We start from the raw sequence: 19,697 nt of genomic DNA on the forward strand, positions 1-19,697 counted from the left end.
ACAATAAAAAAATGAGCATGAAACAGATCTCCACGCTGCTTGTGGGACTTGCGCTAATTACATCGTTTCAAGCTAAAGCCGATTGGCAGAATGCGGATAACTATAGACAGAGTGATAAGACCGATATCTACCTAGCTGCCTCCTTGAATGCTTATACGGCAGCGAATGTTAACCTTGAAGGCTTGAACCAGGCTCCTTTGTATTGTCAGCCAGAAAAAGTGGATTTAGGCCCAGAACATGCTGTCTCTATTTTCGAGAAAGAACTGCAATACCGTATGATGGATGGCTCTAGAAATAGCCCTTTCTGGAAGGAAACCGATCTCGAGTATGTTTTATTGTGGGGTCTGCAACGTGCTTTCCCTTGTGAGTAAGTGAGTCTAATTTCTCAGCTCTTACTTCGACCTCCAAGCATATGCCAAAAGATTCACAGCGCTATATTCATCGATAGGAGACATCGAGCTAGGTTTCTCCTATCAATCTGACTGCGTTCTAGTCTTCGAAGCGCTCTGGTTGAGCATTTTTAAAATGTTGATCATCCTATCTTCCAATTCATTCCTATAACCCGCATTTAATCTCTTTCCTATACTGAATCCAGAGTTCAACCTTACTGGCAATAACCTAAAGGAAAGTCACTGTGGCTAGAGATAAACCGGTTCCATCGAGTCGTGCAGGCCGTTTACTCAGGTTGGGCCGTCTTGCTGGTGGAATTGCAGGTGAGATGATCTCTGAAGGGGCGAGCCAACTGCTAGCAGGTAAGAGAGTTAAAGCCATTGATCTGCTGCTAACACCTGAAAATGCTAGGCAACTGACGGATAAGTTATCGGAGATGCGCGGCGCGGCCATGAAGGTTGGCCAGTTATTATCAATGGAGGCTGGCGACTATCTTCCACCTGAACTTACCGATGTTTTAGCGACCCTGCGCGAGAGCGCTTATACCATGCCACAAGGGCAAGTGGCTGATGTATTGGAGAACACATGGGGAAGAGGCTGGGAAGATGAGTTCGAGCGCTTCTCTTTTACACCGCTAGCGGCGGCCTCTATCGGGCAAGTTCACGAGGCTAAAACTAAACAAGGCCAGCACCTTGCGATAAAAATTCAGTATCCCGGGGTGCGCGATAGTATCGATAGCGATGTAAATAATGTCTCTACGTTGTTTAAACTGTTACGGTTGGTACCAAAAGGGTATGACCTTTCCCCACTTTTAGCTGAGGCGAAACGGCAGCTGCATCAAGAAGCTGATTATAACGCTGAAGCTGCCAGTATCACCGAATATGGTCGTTGTCTCGGAAGTGATTCTAACTTCACATTGCCTACAGTGGATAGTTCACGCAGTAGTGCAGAAGTTCTCTCAATGTCATTTGTGCCGGGTGTGCCTATAGAATCACTGGCTGGTGAATCGAGTCTGGTTCGCAATCAGATCGCCACCCGCATGTTGTCTCTGATGTTCAAAGAAGTCTTTGAATGGCAATTGGTTCAGACCGATGCCAATTTTGCGAATTATAGATACCAAGCCGATAAGGAGTGTATCGGCTTATTGGATTTTGGTGCGACAAGGCGTTACCCAACTGAGTTTATCGAACAGCTAAGGCAATTGATGACGGCTGCACGGGATGATGACCTTCCTGCTATCGAAACTTATGCCATAGCGTTGGGCTATCTCCGGACAGATGAGGATCCGGTTTATCGGCAAGGGTTATGCGAAATGATTCGTATGGTTGCGGAACCTCTACGGCAAGAGGGTTGTTTCGACTTTGGATTTTCAGATCTATCAAAGCGGGTGGCAAATCAGGCGATCTCCTTACGTGTGCGTCAGCGCTATCTGTATCTACCGTCGACAGATGTACTGTTTTTACATCGGAAGTTTGCGGGTACTTACCTACTTTGTGCACGTTTGCGCGCGCAGGTAGATATTGCCTCCTTGATCAAACCTTATCTCGTCTAATCATTAGAATTGCCCGGATCTCTCCGCTTTTTCCAGCATCCTTAAAAGTTTGCTGTGTGCTTGGGTTTGTTGCGGACACTGATCTCGACACCAAGCGCTTAACGTCACCAAAAAAATCCCTGTAAGTGCAATTTCCTGAATCTGACGGCGTCGGCCGCCAGCATTTAGCTCCGCCATATCAAGCCATAGTTGGACTAAGCGTGAGAGGTCAAAAATCATGGGGACCCAGTGATGAATATGCGGCGGATGTAGCTTTGCTTTAAGCATCTGAGAGGTAACTGCATGATAGGGAGCGAGTGCTTTAAACCAGCTCCAAATAATATGATCCAAACGTGCTGCTGCGGACAAGCTAGTCATCTCATGTCTATCTACTGAGAGCATGGTTTCTAGGGCCTGTGAAAACCAGAAATCGGCAATCGCATTGGTATCGGCAAAGTGTTTATAAATCTCGCTGATTGAAGTGTCACAATGCACCGCGATATCGACCAAATTGAGGTCGTACCAGTTTCCCTGCTGTTGCGCTAAAGCTAACGCAGTCTTGAGAATGGATTGGGCGTCCAAACTCTCTGGATTAGGTTGGGCATCATTCATAATTTACGCTTCGTTTAACAAGGACGAGTTATCTAACTTCGAACCGAGTACGTTTAAGGGTCATGTTAAACAGTATAGGGCAGCAATTTGATGCTAAAAGGAGGGAGAGATGGGGTTAGGTTGTTGGATTTTTATAAGCGCCCAGCTTTCCTTAAACGACGTGTCACCAGCCAATGGTACAACTTGCTGCTTAGAGGTCTTATTAGTGGCAGGCTTATAAACCAGCCAATGAGCCGATAGCTAGGTACTCTTTGCATCAGGATTCGATAGGCATCCAACTCTGAGTAGATGGTCCCATCAGTGTCTCGAATATGTAGTTCCGTTAAAGCTTTATGTGGGTCTATGCCTAGTTCAAGCAGTTCTTTTTCTTTGTTAGTGATATCCAACCATTCGATCATTTCTGAAGCGTTAGGATCTTTGCTCTCGTAGTTTTTGCGATCTTGGACGCAGCGAGGGCAGGAGCCGTCATAAAAAACAGTAATTTTGTTTTGGCTATCAGACATGGCTTTCCGTCTCGTTAAAGAGGAGTACCTAAAGTTTGGGCCAAATCTACCTAAAAGGACATTGGAATTTATAGTGCTTCATTGCGCCAGTTTTTTACGCTGGAAAACAACGGGCTTAATCAAATACTCTAAGATTAAAAGCGAAACTCCCGTAAGGATTGGGAGTAAAAGTTTGCGTTTGAGCGCCGCGCTCATGACCTAACCTCTCGACTAACCTGATTAGGATATGGTGATATAGAGGCTAAGAATACCGTTTTGAAGCGTTTTATGTATCGACTTTTTATGTAATATGATTAAGCAATTATTAGCTTAAATGTTGAGGAAAGCCATGTTTCGAGTGTTAAAAAGCTTATTGTTAAGCATGGTATTTATATCTAGTGTTAATGCTAATGCTGGACTGATACGTGTCGCTTTAAATGACTTTCCAGGTCCGGATATGCTGCCAACTTTAATCGCAATTGAGCGATCTAAAGAGAGAGGCTTGGCTATTAAAGTTGACTATATGCTTTCCGAAGAGAAGGCATTGCTCGCTATTTTGAATAATCGCGCAGATATCGGTATGGGAGTGCCTTACCAGAAGGTTCAGCAAACCGATGTGCCATTACGTATGTTCTTTCAGATAAATAAACTTCGTTTTCATCCCGTAGTAGATTCCCGTTATTTTAACAGCTGGGAAGAGCTGGATGGTGAGGATATGTATTCTCATGGTAAAGGTTCAGGTACGGAAGCGATGGTTAAAATGATGGCCAAAAAGCATGGTATCAAGTACCGAAAGATGGTCTATCTTTCTGGCTCTGGTGTGCGCGCAAATGCAATGGTAAATGGAAGAGTTCATGCGACTGTTGTCGATACAGAACGCAAAAACAAGTTAATTGCTCGCCCTAATTCCCCTTTTAAAGTTCTTCCAATCGAGAAAATTAATGCTACAGATGAAGCGTTGTTTGCTAATGAAACCTTTATCCGCGCTAATCCAAAAGAGCTGGGTATTTTAGTAGAAGAACTTTTATTTGTTTGGAATCGAATGAATCGAGAGCCTGCATTTATTGTGGATCAGCGTAATAACTATGGATTACTGCCGAAAGTGGCAGACATTAAAATACTTCAATATGTGCAGGAAATGGTTGCTGAGGGAGCTTTCTCTAACGATGGTGGTCGAACTTCGGCATTTTCTGCTGATATAGAATTTTATGGATTTGCGGGAACGATTAAAAAACCGGAAGAGCAAAAATTAGAGCATTTTTGGAACTTTTCAATTCTTGATAAGGCTCTCGATTCTCCCTCTATTGTTCAATGATCGACAGGGGGGGTAAGCTTATTGCAGTTTTTTTCAGCTAAGATTTCTTGGCGCCCTGTCGCCATTAGTCTTGGAAGGTTAATAATGCGAACGGTTAATTCGGGATGGTAAAGACCGTGGCTATTGATTGATTCACAGACATAAGTGGCAAACTTGTCGTGGTTTTCAGATTGTTGTGTAGTACCAATCTTAAATGTTGTTGCATTAATCCATGCGGCATCTAAAGCGATAGGCTCGAGTTTGCTTTGGAATCTGAGTTCAATTTTTTGGTGTAGGGTACTGTAATTTTTTGTTGCGTGTGCGTTGAGCGATAATGAAAGCAAAGATAAGTCCGAAATTTCTCATGGGTGTCTTACCCCTTAGTATACTTGGCGACGGAGAGGTTGCTCGGTCTGACTTCCCAGTGAGAGTAAGTCCCACCCCTCTATGATGCCATGATTCCATATACTGCCGCAGACTGCGCAGTAATATGAAGTTGTAGAATTGTGTCTCGATATTTTGATGAGTAACGGATGGCCGTTTTCATGCGCCAAAAGAGTTCTGCAGTGCGGGCAGAATGTATCGTCTTCCTTGTCCATACTATGCAATTCCTTTCAATTCTTTTGTTGCAGTGCAGCATGTATGATACTTTTTGTCTTTTTATGTCAATACGTTTTGTAAGGTTTTAGGTTTTTCATATTGATGTGATTATTCTTAAACATGATTTCTGAAACGAGGGGACCGAGGTATAGGTTCCGTATGATAATGAATACAGATGCTGTTCTTGTCAGAGTTTATGTATAAGTTCTTTATAAATTTTTAATTCGATCCCTTTGCTATACAACTGCCTAGAGAGCTCTTCATCGTCGATTAGCTTTGACTGGCGCAGACGAGTGAGTTCGGAGCAATAATTGCCTATGTAAAGAGCTTGACTGTTTAGGTCCATACTCTCCAATTTAACCTTGCTCTGATATGTAAGAATGGGTCTGATCCAATCAGGATTTAGTGCCCATTCTTTCAATGCCATTAAGGTAAATTTGTGACTGTAGCGATCCATGATGTCAATGAAGAAGGATTTGGACGGGTATGTGCCAGGTGCTTCTGTTTCAAGAACATCAATGAGGAGTTTAAAGATGACTAACTTGCCTACATCATGAAGTAACCCGTTGAGGTAAGCCTGAAATTCATTCATCCCTTTAGAGGATGCGTATAAAGCAGCCATTGTTGCCACATCATGGGAGTGCTGCCATATGTTAGCGCCAAAAAACCGGAAATAGACAGAATTGATTTTCAGGTTGTCGACCATCAATGTGCTGATTACGAGCTTTCTTATTTCATCATTGCCCATCATGATTACAGCATCATCAATGCTTTCAATTTCTGTTTTACTACAGCGATAAAAGGCAGAATTTGCTAGATGGAGTAACTTTCCAAGTAATACAGGATCTTCTTTGACGGTTGCAACAATTTTAGAGGAACACACGTTCTCATCAATTAAAGCTTCCATCAATTCTAGAGAAGCATTGGCGATCTTAGGAATAGTATCGGGATTGAAATTAGTAAGTTCGGCCATTACTTTAGCGACGAGCTTGTCATCTAACTCGTTTGTATTGCCAATACTATTATGTTCATTTTTCACATTTTGCTCTAGAAGCGTGCTTATAAAAAGCTGAGAGATCTCCTCTGCAGTTGCTTGCGGAGCTCTACGTTTTGTCTCTGAAACTTGAGGTGAGTTTGCTTCTTTTTTTTTGAATAGGGACTTAAAAATCACTCTAAACACCAACTTTTAAGGTTGTGCTACTACTAAGTCCCTTAAGAATAGCTGACTTCTATTACGTGTGATCTGATCTTGGTCACAATTATGAATGGTTGCTCATTATAAAGGCTTTACTTATATAAGGAATTAACTCTTTAGTTACAGGTAGATCGTAGGCTTTGAGTATTAATTGGTGTTGCCCGATAAAAAGTAGAAGTGCTGCTTGCCCGAAAAAGCAGCATCATTAAGCGTAATAACACCTCTATTTCTAATTTTATGCGGTCTAATAAATGAAGCTGTACGTGTCACAGCTTCATTTATTAACGTGTGGTTTTAATCGGTTAGGCTTCTATAACAACTTTGCCAAAGTGTTTAGCGCCTGCCATATATTCGTATGCATCTTGGGCATCGCTGAACGAGAACGTTTTATCTATAACAGGGGTTAGGTTTTGCTCAGTCATAAACTCAGTCAACTGAGTAAGCATTTCGGTACTACCTACATAGATACCTTGTATTCTCAAAAGGTTAAAAATCGTCATTAAGCTGATAGTCGGGTTTTCTAAGCCGCTTAGAATGCCAATTACGGACACAGTACCATTAACTTTTGTAGAAGCAACGGACTTCTCGAAGGTGCCTGCCCCCCCAACTTCTAAAACGTTATCAACGCCCTGGCCGTTGGTAAGTTTAAGCACTTCTTCTTCCCAATCTGGTGAAGTTTTGTAGTTGATTGTGTGGTCGGCTCCTAGTGCTCTTGCGCGCTCCAGTTTCTCATCATTGGATGAAGTTATGATCACTTTTGCACCTTTGGCTTTCGCTAGCTGTAAGCCAAAAATAGAAACCCCTCCCGTACCTAACAGAAGAACTGTATCGCCTGGCTTAATGCTGCCAACATTAACTAGGGCGTGCCAAGCGGTTGTTGCTGCGCAGGGGAGGGTTGATGCTTCACTGTAAGATAGATGTTCAGGGATTTTTACCGTGCAATCTTCTTGCAGAATAAAGTAGTCCGCTAGCACGCCATCTATTGCGCCACCCAGAGCTGAATTAAGACCTTGATCATTGATCTCGCCATCTACCCAGTGTTGGAAAAAGTTACCAATGACTCTGTCGCCTGCCTTAAATTGAGTAACCTCGTCACCCACACTAACCACTTCGCCAGCGCCGTCAGACAGAGGGATGATTGGGCGTACATCATTCCGTACATAGCCACCTAAAGTAATTAACGTATCTCTATAGTTAAGAGAACAGGCCTTCATCTTAACCAGAATCTCTTTGCCATTGGGTTTAGGCGTTTCTATTTCGATTTGCTTAATCGCTTGAATGCCTTCGGCGGAATCTACTTGGTACGCGCGCATAACTGTTCTCCACTAAATGTTGTAGGAAAGAGTGGCACTGAGATAAGGAAGGGGCAACTGCTAATATGAAAAATGGCTCTAAAGTAGTGAATTTTTAATAATCTATCGGGACAACGAAGGGTAGAGGGTTGGTGGTTCCGCTACCCTAATCAGCAGGAAAAATCTATTTTACGCAGCTCATGCTGTTTATATCGCGAGAACGGATGTTGAAATTATCCATTAGCTGACGGAAGGTTTCATCGCTCAATGCAGCTTTTTGGAACGTGCGATGGAAATTATGATCTACCTCTATTTCCGGTTGCGTTGTCATCTTTTTGTGCATTTGTGACAGAGTTATTAGGTTTGAATCGTACTGGGCGAGTTCAGCTTCTAGTTCCGGGGAGAGGTCAATCCAGTTGTTGATACTGCCCCAAGTTTGTACTTTGTCAGGGGTATGCTTGAGCGCTAATTTCACAGCAAGGACACGTCGTTCTATTGAAAGGAGCTGTGTGTCTCGGTAATGGTTTATACGCTCGGCATGTTCAGGTAACAGCTCCAAGGCGCGTTTGGTGCTTGCATGTTGCCATGTGGTTTGGGCTTTTGCATAGAGCTCAAATTTTTCGATGCAGCTGGTAGATTCAGCTAGAGCGCCGCCTGAAGTGCTTAAGATCATCAAGTAAGCTAAGAATCTCAATGGTAATCCTCTAGTTGAAAATAGTTTGGTATTTGTTCGATTTTAAAGTATTTGATCTAAAACGCTTTACGTCCTTAGCACTGAATATCTCTGTCTATAATTAAGAGGTTAATAACTAATTACAAATGCGTGATATGGCCTATCAGTATCAGATAGAAAATACTGGCAAATATATCCGAGTGGAAATCTTTGGTAGCCGCAAACCTGAGCATGCAGTGCGGGAAGCATTAGATGTGTGGGCAGTAATAGCTGAAACGGCACAATCTTTGGGGCAGCAAAAGGTGCTCTACCTCTCGCATATTTGTGGTTCTATACCAGTGATGGAAGCTTACGATGTGGTGGATCAGTTTGTTAATAATGATTGGACCCACTTGAAAATTGCTTATATCGATTTAGTGGATTCAGATGAGGATGATTTGATGATGCTAAAAGCGATCTGTTTTCAGCATGAGATACAATTTGAGTTCTTTGACAATGAGGAGCAAGGACAAGATTGGTTGAATAACTTAGACGATTAACGCGGACGATAACCGTTTTAACCTCTGTTTTGTATGATAATTAATCGCTTTGAAAATAAATTTAAAAATAGACTTGATTCGCGTCGGATAACTGCATATTATTCGCGTCCTCTTCTGAGATGTGCCGGTATAGCTCAGTTGGTAGAGCAACTGACTTGTAATCAGTAGGTCCCGAGTTCGACTCTTGGTGCCGGCACCACTTTCTCTCCTTTGCTAGTTATTTCTTAAGCAACATTTTAATCTGAATTTGTCTGTTTACCCTGTTTTAATGCTTCGCTAAACATTTCTGATGTTACGGGCTTTCCAAGCAAATAGCCTTGTAGAAAATCGCAGCGTAGTTCGTGAAGATAGGCTTTTTGTTCTTCCGTCTCGATCCCTTCTGCTGTAACACTTAGACCTAGCTGGTGGGCCATAGCTATAGTTGCAGAAACCAATATCTGAGAGTCTGGGTTGGTTGCGAGCTCTCGAATAAATGAGCGATCGATTTTTAGGTTATCGAACGGGAATCGTTGTAGGTAGTTTAGAGAGGAATAGCCGGTCCCGAAGTCATCCATAGAGATCTGAATCCCCATATCTGAGATCCTCTGAAGGGTATTATCCAGTTTGGAGGATGCCTCAATAATTAGTCCCTCTGTTACTTCCAGTTTCAGGTGTTCAGGTTTAAGACCGCTGTATTCAAGCGCTTGGTTTATATCTTTAATAAAGTCATTGCTCTTAAACTGCCTCGGCGACACGTTAACAGAGATAGTGAAATCAGCATGTCCTTGCTCGATCCAACGTTGAGCTTGTTTGCAGGCCTGTTTTAGTACCCAGCGACCTATAGGGATAATTAGGCCTGTCTGTTCGGTTAGTGGGACAAATTCGACCGGCGATACATCGCCGAGTTTAGATGAATGCCACCGTAATAATGCTTCTGCACCTACAATCTTAGGTGTGTCGTTTAAGCCGCATATTAATGGCTGAAAAGCCAAACTCAGTTCGTCATTGGCAATCGCTTCACGTAGGCAGTTATCGAGTTCTAATTGTCGAATCGCGACATCATTCATCTCTTGGGTGTAATAGTGGAAGCGGTTACGCCCATCTTTTTTAGCTTTATACATGCCGATATCTGCAGCACGCAATAGCGCTCTAAAATCGACTGCATCATCTGGGAAAATGGCGATGCCAATACTAGCAGTCACAATCAGTTGCTTACTTTGAATGAAGAAGGGTTGTACGAATTTCTCTAAAATTAGCTCTGCTGTGAGTTCCGCTTGTTCCGGTTTATCTAGATCTTCGAGAATAACGATGAACTCATCTCCCCCGTGGCGCGCTAACGTGTGGTTATCAGCTAAGCAGCTTTGCAGCCGTTTAACCGCTTGTTGTAGTAGTTGGTCTCCAATATCGTGACCTAAGCTGTCGTTCACCTTTTTAAAGTCGTCTAAATCGATAAACATTAAAGCCAGTTTGCGACCTTCTCGACGCATTTTCTTCATCGCTTGTTCAGCACGATCACGTGCCAACACTCGGTTCGGTATATTGGTGAGTAAGTCATACTGCGCTTGATAGAGAATATGCTCTTCTTGCTCTTTCTGGCGGCTAATGTCGCGTATCGCAACGATGTTAAACAGGCCATCATCAAACTGCATACTGGCTGATGATATTTCAGCAGGAAAGGTAGAGCCGTCACCACGTTGTAGCGAGATTTCAAATGAAGACTGATTCTTTTGCTCTAGCTCTAGAATCTCTTTGGATATCTCTTTGTTAAATAAAGCGTTTAAAGAAGAGGAAATTAGTGTTTCTTTGTCTGTTGCAAAAATGCGGCATAGGGCTTGATTTACATCGATGATCTTGTGGTTACTGTAGATTAGTAAACCTTCGGCGACCAAATCAGATAGCTGCCGAAAACGATCCTCACTTGCTGATAGCTTTTTCTGGGTGGCAACTCTTTGTCTTATATCACGGAAGGAAGAAACTCTCGCTTTCTCACCATGCCAAAGTACTGTCCGACCCGTTATGACTACCGGTATCTCCTCTTGTTGGCTTGTAATAATGGCAGCTTGATAGGGTTGCTCGGACTTAGTTCGCGTATGTTCAAGAGCAAGAGGTAAGCTATCAGCTGTGAAAAGGGTTTTTGGATCAAGTTTAATAAAGTCTTGATAGCTATAGCCAAACAGTTCTTCTGCTCTCTTATTGAGGTCGACAATGCCTTGTGAATTGTGGATAAAGATAGCTTCGGAAGTGACCTCTTCAAAACGTTGTAAACGTTGTTCACTTTGTTCAAGCTCCTGCTGATAGCGTTGAGTTGAGCCTAAGCTTTGTCTTAGTTGTCTATAAAGGAGCTTGATGGCGACTAAGGTTAAAAAGAACATCGCCCCAATCAAGGATAACGCGATTTGATGCTGAGTTATCTGTTCTGCGGTTTGAAATTGTTCAGGTTCTAACAGAAATGAGATGTGCCAACCTGGCAGCTCTTCTAATGGTGCGTTTTCATAGATAAACAGTTGTTCATCCTTTTCTATCACTGAGCTATCTAACTTGCGGCTGAAACCTAAGTGTTCAGGTATTGAATCGCCAAATTGTCGTGATGCTGCGACCTGCTTTTCTTGTATTGGAGAGAGAGGGAATAAGGTCTTGTATAGCCAGTTTTCATTGTTGGAAGCAAAGACAACACCGTTCGGATCAATCAAAGAAGCGTTACCTGGGAGTCGATGGAAGCGCTCTTCAATTTGATCCGGTAGAAATTTGATTATAGCTACACCAATAGGGGATTCAGCATCTGAATAAATAGGGTGGCTGAAATAGAGACCGCGTTTTTTTGTTGTGACGCCCAAAGCTAAGTGAACGATTGGTATACCTTGAATCGCTTGTTGAAAATACGGGCGAAAAGCATAGTTTTTTCCTACAAGGGTCGTCTCCGGTGGGCGGTTGTCTGCTTGGGTAACGCCGTTCTTATCCATGATGTAACAGATAGATGCCTGCAATGTATGGCAGTAACGTTTTAGTTTCTTCTTGATTCGAGAGTGATTTGTATCGGGGTTAAGTATGTATTGGGTGATTTGTTGCTCGCCTGCCATTAGCGCAACTGCGTGTGTTCTATTACGGATGAAAGCATCCGCTTGACTGGCTAACAACTTAGTGATGTTCTGACTGTGATTACGCGCTTCGGTTTCGCTTTTACTTGCCAGATTTAAATAGATCCCAATGCCGCCTATCGCGATCAAAAATAGTGGTAAAACAACGAGCGCAAGTAAGCCGCGGATGGGCTTATTGATGTGAACGTTTTCAGAGTGATCTGTTGCCAAAGTAAACCTTCTTAATACAACAAAGCCGAACAAAACGAATGTTCGACAAATTAGGTTTATGCAGTCGTTGCAGTGCTAGCTAATGTTCGCTCCTGTACATTAGGGCGTATAAATAGTTCTAGGAAAAACCTTTCATTTTATCCTAGAACTATTTACCTGATAGGCAAATAGTTAGATGCTTTTTTATCGACTTATTAACTAGTTAAGCTGATTTGGCTGGATAATGTATCCCAAACAATTTCAGGCGTAAGCGGTGCAAAAATAGCAGGTTCAACATCGTTTTGATTGGCAGGGCATACACTGGCTTGTAGGCAGGTTTGGTCTTTACCATAGCCACCAACTAATCCAGGATCAGTTGGGCCAAATAGAATGACGTTAGGCGTATCTAATGCTGCAGCTAAGTGGGATAAACCCGTGTCCACAGAAACACAAGCATTCGCACCCGTCAGGATGGAAGCGATTTCAGCTAAAGGGAGGCGTGGTAATACTTCAGCATTTTCGTGTGCTTTAGCAAGCCTTTGTGCACGTTGCTGCTCAGGCTCTGAGCCCCAAGGCAGTTTTATCTTCCAGCCCGCATCTCCTGCTAGTTTGATCAGCGCTTGCCAGTAGGTTTCAGGCCAATGCTTATCAAAGCGTGTCGTGCTGTGTTGAAAGACTAGATAAGGCGCTTCACGATGCGTTTGCTTTAAGAAATGCTGACGAATATTAAAATCACCGCGCTCATCTGAGAGATTGTACCCAAGCGCTTGGGCAAACAATTGGCGAACGCGCTCTACGGCATGTTGCTGTTTCGGAACTGAAATAGAGGTGTCGTAAAAACGTGCTGCTAGTGGCTCTTTAGCAGAATCTTTATCTAAGCCGAATGAAGGCCCGTTTGCTAAGCGTGTGACCAGTACAGCACTCTTGAGTAAGCCTTGGGCATCAATAACAGCGTCGTACTTTTCTGTTTGCAGTCGCTGCTTGTAATCGGACCACTCACCGCTTTTTAGTGTGCTCCAGATATTCTTGCGCCAGCGACGAATGGCAACCGGGATAACCTGATTAACCGAAGGGTGCCATGAAGGTACTTCGGTAAAATTTTCTTCAACAACCCAATCAAACTGTACACCTGGGATTGCACGAGCCGCGTCTGTGAGTGCAGGCAAGGTATGGATGATATCGCCCATGGATGAAGTTTTAACAACAAGAACCTTCTTCATCGGTTTAATCCGTTGATGGTTGCCTTATAAGCAAGCTCAGGTGTGATATCGATCATACTTTGATGATAGCCTTGGTCAGCATCACCTTTTCTGATTTTTTGGTAGCCTTCGATCAGCCTAATGATCTCCGCTTTATCGGATAGCGGTGGTGTAAATCCAGGGCTGGTAGGGCCGTATAGTGCAACCAGCGGCACATTGACGGCTGCCGCAATATGCATCAATCCAGAATCATTACTCACCGCCGCTTGGCAATGCGCGATCAGGTCGATAGCTTGAGGAAGCGTGGTAACACCGGCTAAGTTGCTGCAGCGCTGTTGTTCTTCAATCGTAAGCTGGTCTTGAATTTGTTGGCATACCGGCTTGTCTTTTTCGGAGCCAAATAGCCAGATCTGGTAGCCATCAGCAATTAATAGCTTCGCTAGTGCTGCATAGTGATAATCGGGCCAGCGTTTAGCTGGACCAAACTCGGCACCTGGGCAAAACGCGATCGCTTTATCAGGGTTTAGTTTGAACTGAGCTAAAGCAGCTTCATACTCGGCGCTATCCACTGTCAGTTGCGGATAAGGGATCTGTTCCATCGGCATGGCTGGTGTCCCTGGTGCTTCTGCTAGGCCAAGGTAGCGCTGAACCATCAATGGATAGGCTTCTTTATCCAGTGGTCTAAGGTCGGTCAGCAAGCCATAACGCATCTCACCACGCCAGCCAGTTCTTTTTGGAATTTTGGCAAACCATGGGATTAACGCAGATTTTAGTGAGTTGGGCAGCACGAGAGCTTGCTCATAACCGTTTTTAGCGAGTTCCTGACCAATCTGTTTGCGTAGACCCCATTGCAGGCTGCCATGTCCTACCGGCATCTCAATCGCTTTATTGACCTCGGGCATACGCGCTAAAACAGGTCGACACCAGTTCGGCGCTAACACGTCGATCTCAATATCAGGGTTCTTCTGTTTTAGGTGCTGGTACAGAGATTGGCTCATTAACATGTCGCCTACCCAAGATGGGCCGATGATAAGCGTTTTCATTGGCTGTTATCCATTTGCTGTGTGAACGACATAGGAGAGTGAACCTTCTGCTCTGTTGCTTTTAGATTACGATCAAAAATAGCGCGTTATCGTGCTTAGACAGCCCGATAAAAACGGTATTTGATAAGGTGAGAATCATACAAGAATTGGAGAAAAACGCCCAATTTCAATTCTTATAGGGTTTATTGGCACTTTAATTCCGCAAGATGCGCTGTTGGAGGGCTCAGGGAATTCCAATTTTCTGTTATCAGGATTAGAATATCAGCCCTAAATTTGTACATATTATCTCTGTTTGCCCCTGTATCGAGTGTATCGAAGGGCAAAACAGTAACGCATCAAAATAATTAGAAGGAAGGTCTCATGGCAACTGCATTCGGCTCCGTTTTTATGCCTGAAATGTCAATCTCTTGGTTTGACGGTTCCAGCTGGAGTGCGGTCGAAATGGTCCCTAGTGACAGCATCAACTTGCACCCAGGTGCGCATGTGCTGCATTACTCTTCGACGTGTTTTGAAGGTCTTAAAGCATTCCGTCATGAAGATGGTTCGATCAAAGTTTTCCGTATTGATCGTAACGTATCTCGTATGGCGCAAAGTGCGCGTCTATTGGCACTGCCAGAATTGGATGAGGAATTTGTAACTCAGATGATTCTGGATACAGTGAAGCGTTTTGCTGATGAAGTTCCAGCGCCTCCGGGTTCTATGTATATCCGTCCAACGTTGTTTGGTACTGAGCCTGCGATCGGTAAAGCAGCTGCGCCATCTGAAACGGCTTGTTTCTACGTACTGCTTTCACCTGTAGGTGATTACTTTGCGGGTGGTGATCGCGCGTTGCGCTTGTTGGTAGAAGATAACGGCCTACGTTGTGCGCCTCACAATGGCATGATCAAGAGTGGTGGCAACTACGCGAGTGCATTACTGCCAACGATGAAAGCTAAAGCTGAGCACAATGTTGATCAGGTTCTGTTCTGTCCAAACGGTGATATTCAGGAAACTGGCGCAGCTAACTTCCTGCTAATCGATGGTGATGAAGTTATCACACGTGATTTGGATGAAAGCTTCCTGCACGGTGTAACGCGTGATTCTGTTCTAACCATTGCCCGTGATTTAGGTCTTAAAGTGTCTGAGCGTAGTATCTCGGTAGAAGAGATGCTTGAGCGTATTGCTAAGCCAGGTTGCGAAGCTGCTCTTTCGGGTACAGCTGCCGTATTGGCGCCAGTGGGTACTATGGTTTATAACGATAAAGAGTACAGCGTTGGTAATGGTGGTATTGGCGAGACAACTCTACGTTTACGTAAGGCGCTAAACGATATCCAATGGGGTAAGGCAGAAGATAAGCACGGTTGGTTGACCGACGTTTAAAGGCCTCCCTAGACAGTTTTTTAAAAAAGGGCAGTACCTTCGCAGGTGCTGCCCTTTTTCGTTATCAGGAGAAAGCTTAGCTTTCCCCTGACATGACCCCTTGCCAGATGCTTGCGACTGCATTTCGCATCTCGGTCATCTCAGCGCCAGATATGGTATTGGAGCGATCCTGCAAGGTTTGACGATGGCCTGCTGCGCGATAAGCTTTATAAGCTTCTCGTAGGGTTTCAGCTGTATCTTGGCTGATTAACTCGACCTGCTCGGCAGCATCTAAAATACGGATGTTGTCGGTGAACTCATAAAGAGAAGGGCATTTACCGGCATTGCGTAAAACTAAGTATTGAACGATAAACTCAATATCAACAATGCCACCTCGGTCATGTTTAAGGTGGAACACAGGGTTCTCTTCATCATTACCTTTGCTACCCAGATGGTCACGCATCTTCTCGCGCATCTCTGTTACTTCTTCTAGTAACTTTTCATTTTCTCTAGGCAGTTTAAGAATCTCGGCTCTCACCTCTTCAAACTTCTCTTTCAGAGCTGCATCACCGGCAACAACGCGTGCACGAACAAGGGCTTGATGTTCCCAAGTCCACGCTTCTTTGTGTTGATAGTCGGAGAAGGCTTTAAGAGAACTTACCAATAGGCCGGAGTTACCAGATGGACGCAGACGCATGTCCACTTCATACAGCTGACCTGAGGTGGTGAATGTATTTAAGATGTGGATGATCTTCTGACCTAAGCGAGTAAAGAAGACCGAGTTAGCGATCTGTTTCTCGCCATCGGTAAACAGGTTCGCATCAGAATCGTGAATAAAAACTAGGTCTAGATCCGAGCCATAGGAAAGCTCGATCCCGCCCATTTTGCCGTAACCCAAAACGATAAAGTCTGGGTTGCAGGGTACGCCTGCGGATTTCTGTGGAGCACCGTGCTTTTCGGTCATCAACTTCCAAGCGATATCGACCACTGCTTCTAAGATAACTTCCGCTGTCCAAGTTAAGTAATCACTTACTTTCATGAGCGGCAACGCACCCGTGATCTCAGATGCCGCTACTTTCAATGAGTGGGCGTTCTTGAAGTAACGCAGAGTATCCATTAACTGTTCCGTATCCTCTTCTGGAATACGTAGCAGTTGTTGGCGCAGTTCGCTGTTTAGCTGAGCTTTATCCGGTGGCGAATATAGGCTGCTAGGGTCAATCAATTCATCCAATAGAATTGGCTGCTTCGCTAGTTTTTCTGAGAACCAGCTAGATGCTGAACAGAGTTTCACCATCTGTTGAAGCGCGGTTGGGTTTTCGGCCAATAATACTAGATAAGCGGAACGCCTTAAGATCGCTTGGATCAGCGTTAGGACTCGGCCTAAAGTTTCTGTCGCATTTTCGGTCGCGGCGATTTCACGTAGCAAAATAGGCAGTACGGCTAATAAACGCTCTTGAGCAATCAATTGCAGCATCTGCACTGTGCGTGATTCACGCAAGGTTTTGATCTTGTGCCAGGCCTCTTTGGGATCGTCGAAACCTTGTTCTTCAAGCAGGTCGATCGCCTGTTGATCTTCAAGTTCATCTTTCCATAAAGAAAGCCAAGTATCATCGCAAGCTGAATCTTCTTCTGGTTCAGCTTCTTCGCACGGTGCAATCAGATCGGCAAAGTGGATCCGTACTTTCTCGCGGTGACTTTCTAGTTCGGCTGCGAAACTATCCCAATCGTTAAAGCCCATGCTGAATGCTAAGCGGCATTGTTCTACTTCGTCGATTGGCAGTTCTTGAGTTTGTTTGTCAGCTACCGCTTGGATGGCGTGTTCTGCGTTACGGAGAAATTCATAAGCCGCCATCAGCTCCTGAGAGGCTTGTTCCGGCATACCGACGACGTCTGGCAGAATCGGTAAAATATTACACAGCTCGCGTTGTTGCAGACGTGTATCACGGCCGCCACGTAGCAGTTGGAACACTTGAGCGATAAACTCAACTTCGCGGATACCGCCAGAGCCAAGTTTTACGTTGTTATTAAGTCCTTTGCGACGAACTTCGCGGCTGATCATCTCTTTCATCTCACGAAGAGAGTCAAAAGCACTGAAGTCGATATATTTACGGTACACGAATGGGCGGAGAATTTGCATTAGCTCATCTCCCGCTTCTTTATCACCGGCCATTACGCGGGCTTTGATCATGGCGTAGCGTTCCCACTCACGACCATGCTCTTGGTAATAGCCTTCCATAGCATCGAAACTGATCGCCAAGGGGCCAGCTGAGCCGAAAGGACGTAGGCGCATATCGACACGGAATACAAAGCCGTCGATGGTGCTGTTATCCAGCGCCTGAATCAGTTTTTTGCCTAGACGGATAAAGAAGTCCTGATTGTCGAGACATTTTTTGCTGCCTTCGGTTTCACCGTTTTCTGGGTAAACGTAGATTAGGTCGATATCGGAGGATAAATTCAGCTCGTTTGCACCTAGCTTACCCATACCCAGTACAACCATGCGTTGCGGCTTACGGCTGTGTCGGCCGGTTGGTGTGCCCCAACGTTCGCAAGCTTGGTCATAAAGCCAGTTCATGGTTTGTTCGACACAGGCATCAGCCAACCAAGACAGCTCGCGTGTGGTTGTACGCATATCGCTGGCACGGGTGAGGTCACGCCAGATTAATCGAACTTGTTCGCGCTGACGGAAACAACGGATCGCTTTGTGAAGCTGTTCTTCCGTTTCTAAAGAGCTAAAGGTTTCTTTCAGTGTGTTGTGATACTGCTCTTCTGAATAGGTGTTGTATAGATCACCGCTCTCAAGGAGCGAACTCAACATCTCTGGGCGACGCTCGAGTTGCTCTGCCACGAAGTTACTGCCGGTCAGAACACGGCTTAAGTCCTGACTAAAACTCTCGGGGGTATTGCTCAGTGTAGTCAGAGTTTCTTCAAGGGGTTCCCAGTTTTTGGTGAGTACCGGTTGAAGTGTTTCTGGCAGTATATCCATGTGCGGTTTGAGCATAAGGCTTATGTCTCCTGAAATGTGAAACTTAGGGCCGAATATGATGCGTACTAAATGAAGACCCCAAAATCATTCTAACAGTCTAAAACAACTGAATGAGTGATGCTTATCATGCTTTTGTTAAACAGCTTTGGGCAAGTTGCTGGTGGCTTCCCTGCCAGCGCTCGCGCCAAGACTTTTCTATCAGCTGTTCTGATATCAGTAGTGCTAAAACGCCCGGTTCTGCTGTTTGTAATAACACATTTAAGCGTGCTTCCGAGCGTTGCTGCTGTTGCTTGATCAGGTCGCTATTTTTTTGACCAGAGATAACCGCAGTACGTCGCCACGCATCGATATCTCGTAACTGACGGATCAGTTTGCTGAGAAGGAAGTCGATCTTGCCATCAGGTTCTGCAGGGACAATATCGCTGTAGGTTTCATAGAGAGCGCCAATATTACGCAGAGACTCGAGCGCTAAAGGGATGTATTTCCAATCTTGAGTAAATTGCCAAGCTTCTAAATAGCGTGGCCACAGACCGAGCTCTTTTTGCAACAAAGTGCTGAAGCTTTGTTCTAGCGTAGTAGATTCATCGAATTCGGGTAGTTTGCGATGAACGCCATAGGCCTCTGGATCGAGAAGACGATAGCCTCTTTCAGCTTTACTGATATCGCTGATATAGAGAGGGACATGTTTCGCTAGATCTAATGCGAATTTGACCATCTCGGTCGCCTCGCCCTCCAGCAGTTCCAGTTCCAGCTCGCATAATGGATCTTCTCGGCCTTGAGCACTCACAGTGCCTTGGTCTAAAGCGATCTCGGCTTTAAGCACATTGCCTTTGCTATCAAGGGTATCGAGTATCCACGTTGTGCGGTTAAAGTCGGTGCTAAATATTGGAGCGACTTGGGCATGGATATCTGGGTCTTGAAGGGCTTTAGGCCATTCTGCACTTTCAAGCAGTTCGTAATCTAATTCTGGTTGTTTGATCAGCCATTCCCACTCTTTGCGAGAGTGCATGCCTGCTTCAGAAGAACCGCTGCTTTTTAGTGTTTGAATCAGCTGTTCGCCTTTACGTCGAATGCGTAGGGCTACACGATGTTGCGTCAGTTGCTGATCGGGGGTGTCGTAATAGATGTTACCTAACTGGTGACTACCCAATTCTCGAACTTGAGAGGAGCGGAACAGTGGTTGTAGTTTTAATGATTCCACATGATGCGGGCTTAAAGTTAGCTTTAGCTCTACTTCTAATGCCATCTCTGTTTTTTCTCTTT

General features: G+C 44.6%; 16 protein-coding genes and 1 tRNA gene. 6 read left to right on the plus strand and 11 right to left on the minus strand.

Going from position 1 to position 19,697, the window contains the following annotated elements:
- Positions 1–11: 11 nt before the first annotated feature.
- Together ACMXYU_RS01170 and ACMXYU_RS01175 are read left to right on the plus strand one after the other, a co-directional pair.
- Positions 12–371, plus strand: a complete 360-nt coding sequence (locus ACMXYU_RS01170) for a hypothetical protein (protein ID WP_415899825.1) — start codon at positions 12–14, stop codon at positions 369–371.
- Between the two features lie 263 nt (positions 372–634).
- On the plus strand, positions 635–1,942 hold the full coding sequence (locus ACMXYU_RS01175) for an ABC1 kinase family protein (RefSeq protein WP_415899826.1): 1,308 nt from the start codon (positions 635–637) through the stop codon (positions 1,940–1,942).
- 3 nt (positions 1,943–1,945) lie between these two features.
- On the opposite strand, the gene ACMXYU_RS01180 is transcribed toward ACMXYU_RS01175, so the two are convergent.
- On the minus strand, positions 1,946–2,533 hold the full coding sequence (locus tag ACMXYU_RS01180) for a TetR/AcrR family transcriptional regulator (RefSeq protein WP_415899827.1): 588 nt from the start codon (positions 2,531–2,533) through the stop codon (positions 1,946–1,948).
- Positions 2,534–2,664: 131 nt separating this feature from the next.
- Complete coding sequence (locus ACMXYU_RS01185; RefSeq protein WP_415893119.1) at positions 2,665–3,036, minus strand: thiol-disulfide oxidoreductase DCC family protein; 372 nt, start codon at positions 3,034–3,036, stop codon at positions 2,665–2,667.
- A gap of 328 nt (positions 3,037–3,364) precedes the next feature.
- Here ACMXYU_RS01185 and ACMXYU_RS01190 point away from each other — a divergent pair, with 328 nt between their 5' ends.
- Positions 3,365–4,330 (plus strand): ABC transporter substrate-binding protein, encoded by a 966-nt coding sequence (locus ACMXYU_RS01190; RefSeq protein ID WP_415899828.1) that lies wholly within the window; start codon positions 3,365–3,367, stop codon positions 4,328–4,330.
- On the opposite strand, the gene ACMXYU_RS01195 is transcribed toward ACMXYU_RS01190, so the two are convergent.
- From ACMXYU_RS01195 to ACMXYU_RS01210, 4 genes are all read right to left on the minus strand, one after another.
- A complete protein-coding gene (locus ACMXYU_RS01195; protein ID WP_415899829.1) occupies positions 4,324–4,653 on the minus strand; it encodes a hypothetical protein in 330 nt (109 codons plus the stop codon). The two genes, ACMXYU_RS01190 and ACMXYU_RS01195, sit on opposite strands and share 7 nt — an antisense overlap.
- Positions 4,654–5,096: 443 nt before the next feature.
- Complete coding sequence (locus ACMXYU_RS01200; protein ID WP_415899830.1) at positions 5,097–6,080, minus strand: HDOD domain-containing protein; 984 nt, start codon at positions 6,078–6,080, stop codon at positions 5,097–5,099.
- Between the two features lie 326 nt (positions 6,081–6,406).
- Positions 6,407–7,417 carry a zinc-dependent alcohol dehydrogenase family protein gene (locus ACMXYU_RS01205; RefSeq protein ID WP_415899831.1) on the minus strand — a complete coding sequence of 337 codons (1,011 nt, stop codon included), beginning with the start codon at positions 7,415–7,417 and terminating at the stop codon, positions 6,407–6,409.
- Between the two features lie 163 nt (positions 7,418–7,580).
- Positions 7,581–8,090, minus strand: a complete 510-nt coding sequence (locus ACMXYU_RS01210) for a hypothetical protein (RefSeq protein WP_415899832.1) — start codon at positions 8,088–8,090, stop codon at positions 7,581–7,583.
- Between the two features lie 125 nt (positions 8,091–8,215).
- On the opposite strand from ACMXYU_RS01210, the gene ACMXYU_RS01215 reads away from it, so the two are divergent.
- Both ACMXYU_RS01215 and ACMXYU_RS01220 read left to right on the plus strand, forming a co-directional pair.
- Complete coding sequence (locus ACMXYU_RS01215) at positions 8,216–8,608, plus strand: hypothetical protein (protein ID WP_415899833.1); 393 nt, start codon at positions 8,216–8,218, stop codon at positions 8,606–8,608.
- 123 nt (positions 8,609–8,731) lie between these two features.
- Positions 8,732–8,807, plus strand: a tRNA-Thr gene (locus ACMXYU_RS01220).
- A gap of 37 nt (positions 8,808–8,844) precedes the next feature.
- Here ACMXYU_RS01220 and ACMXYU_RS01225 read toward each other — a convergent pair.
- The 3 genes from ACMXYU_RS01225 to waaF form a co-directional block, all read right to left on the minus strand.
- A complete protein-coding gene (locus tag ACMXYU_RS01225; protein ID WP_415899834.1) occupies positions 8,845–11,892 on the minus strand; it encodes an EAL domain-containing protein in 3,048 nt (1,015 codons plus the stop codon).
- A gap of 194 nt (positions 11,893–12,086) precedes the next feature.
- Positions 12,087–13,091, minus strand: a complete 1,005-nt coding sequence (gene rfaC / locus ACMXYU_RS01230) for a lipopolysaccharide heptosyltransferase RfaC (protein WP_415899835.1) — start codon at positions 13,089–13,091, stop codon at positions 12,087–12,089.
- Positions 13,088–14,113, minus strand: a complete 1,026-nt coding sequence (gene waaF / locus ACMXYU_RS01235; protein ID WP_415899837.1) for a lipopolysaccharide heptosyltransferase II — start codon at positions 14,111–14,113, stop codon at positions 13,088–13,090. Before waaF ends, rfaC begins: the two co-directional genes overlap by 4 nt.
- A 360-nt stretch (positions 14,114–14,473) precedes the next feature.
- Here waaF and ACMXYU_RS01240 point away from each other — a divergent pair, with 360 nt between their 5' ends.
- A complete protein-coding gene (locus ACMXYU_RS01240; protein ID WP_415883173.1) occupies positions 14,474–15,472 on the plus strand; it encodes a branched-chain amino acid aminotransferase in 999 nt (332 codons plus the stop codon).
- 76 nt (positions 15,473–15,548) lie between these two features.
- Here ACMXYU_RS01240 and glnE read toward each other — a convergent pair whose 3' ends face one another.
- Complete coding sequence (gene glnE / locus ACMXYU_RS01245) at positions 15,549–18,449, minus strand: bifunctional [glutamate--ammonia ligase]-adenylyl-L-tyrosine phosphorylase/[glutamate--ammonia-ligase] adenylyltransferase (RefSeq protein ID WP_415899838.1); 2,901 nt, start codon at positions 18,447–18,449, stop codon at positions 15,549–15,551.
- A 109-nt stretch (positions 18,450–18,558) separates the two neighbouring features.
- Positions 18,559–19,680, minus strand: coding sequence for an inorganic triphosphatase (locus ACMXYU_RS01250; RefSeq protein WP_415899839.1), 1,122 nt, complete (start codon positions 19,678–19,680; stop codon positions 18,559–18,561).
- Positions 19,681–19,697 lie beyond the last annotated feature (17 nt).

It is taken from the genome of Neptuniibacter sp. QD48_11 (assembly GCF_047778095.1).
GTDB lineage: Bacteria > Pseudomonadota > Gammaproteobacteria > Pseudomonadales > Balneatricaceae > Neptuniibacter.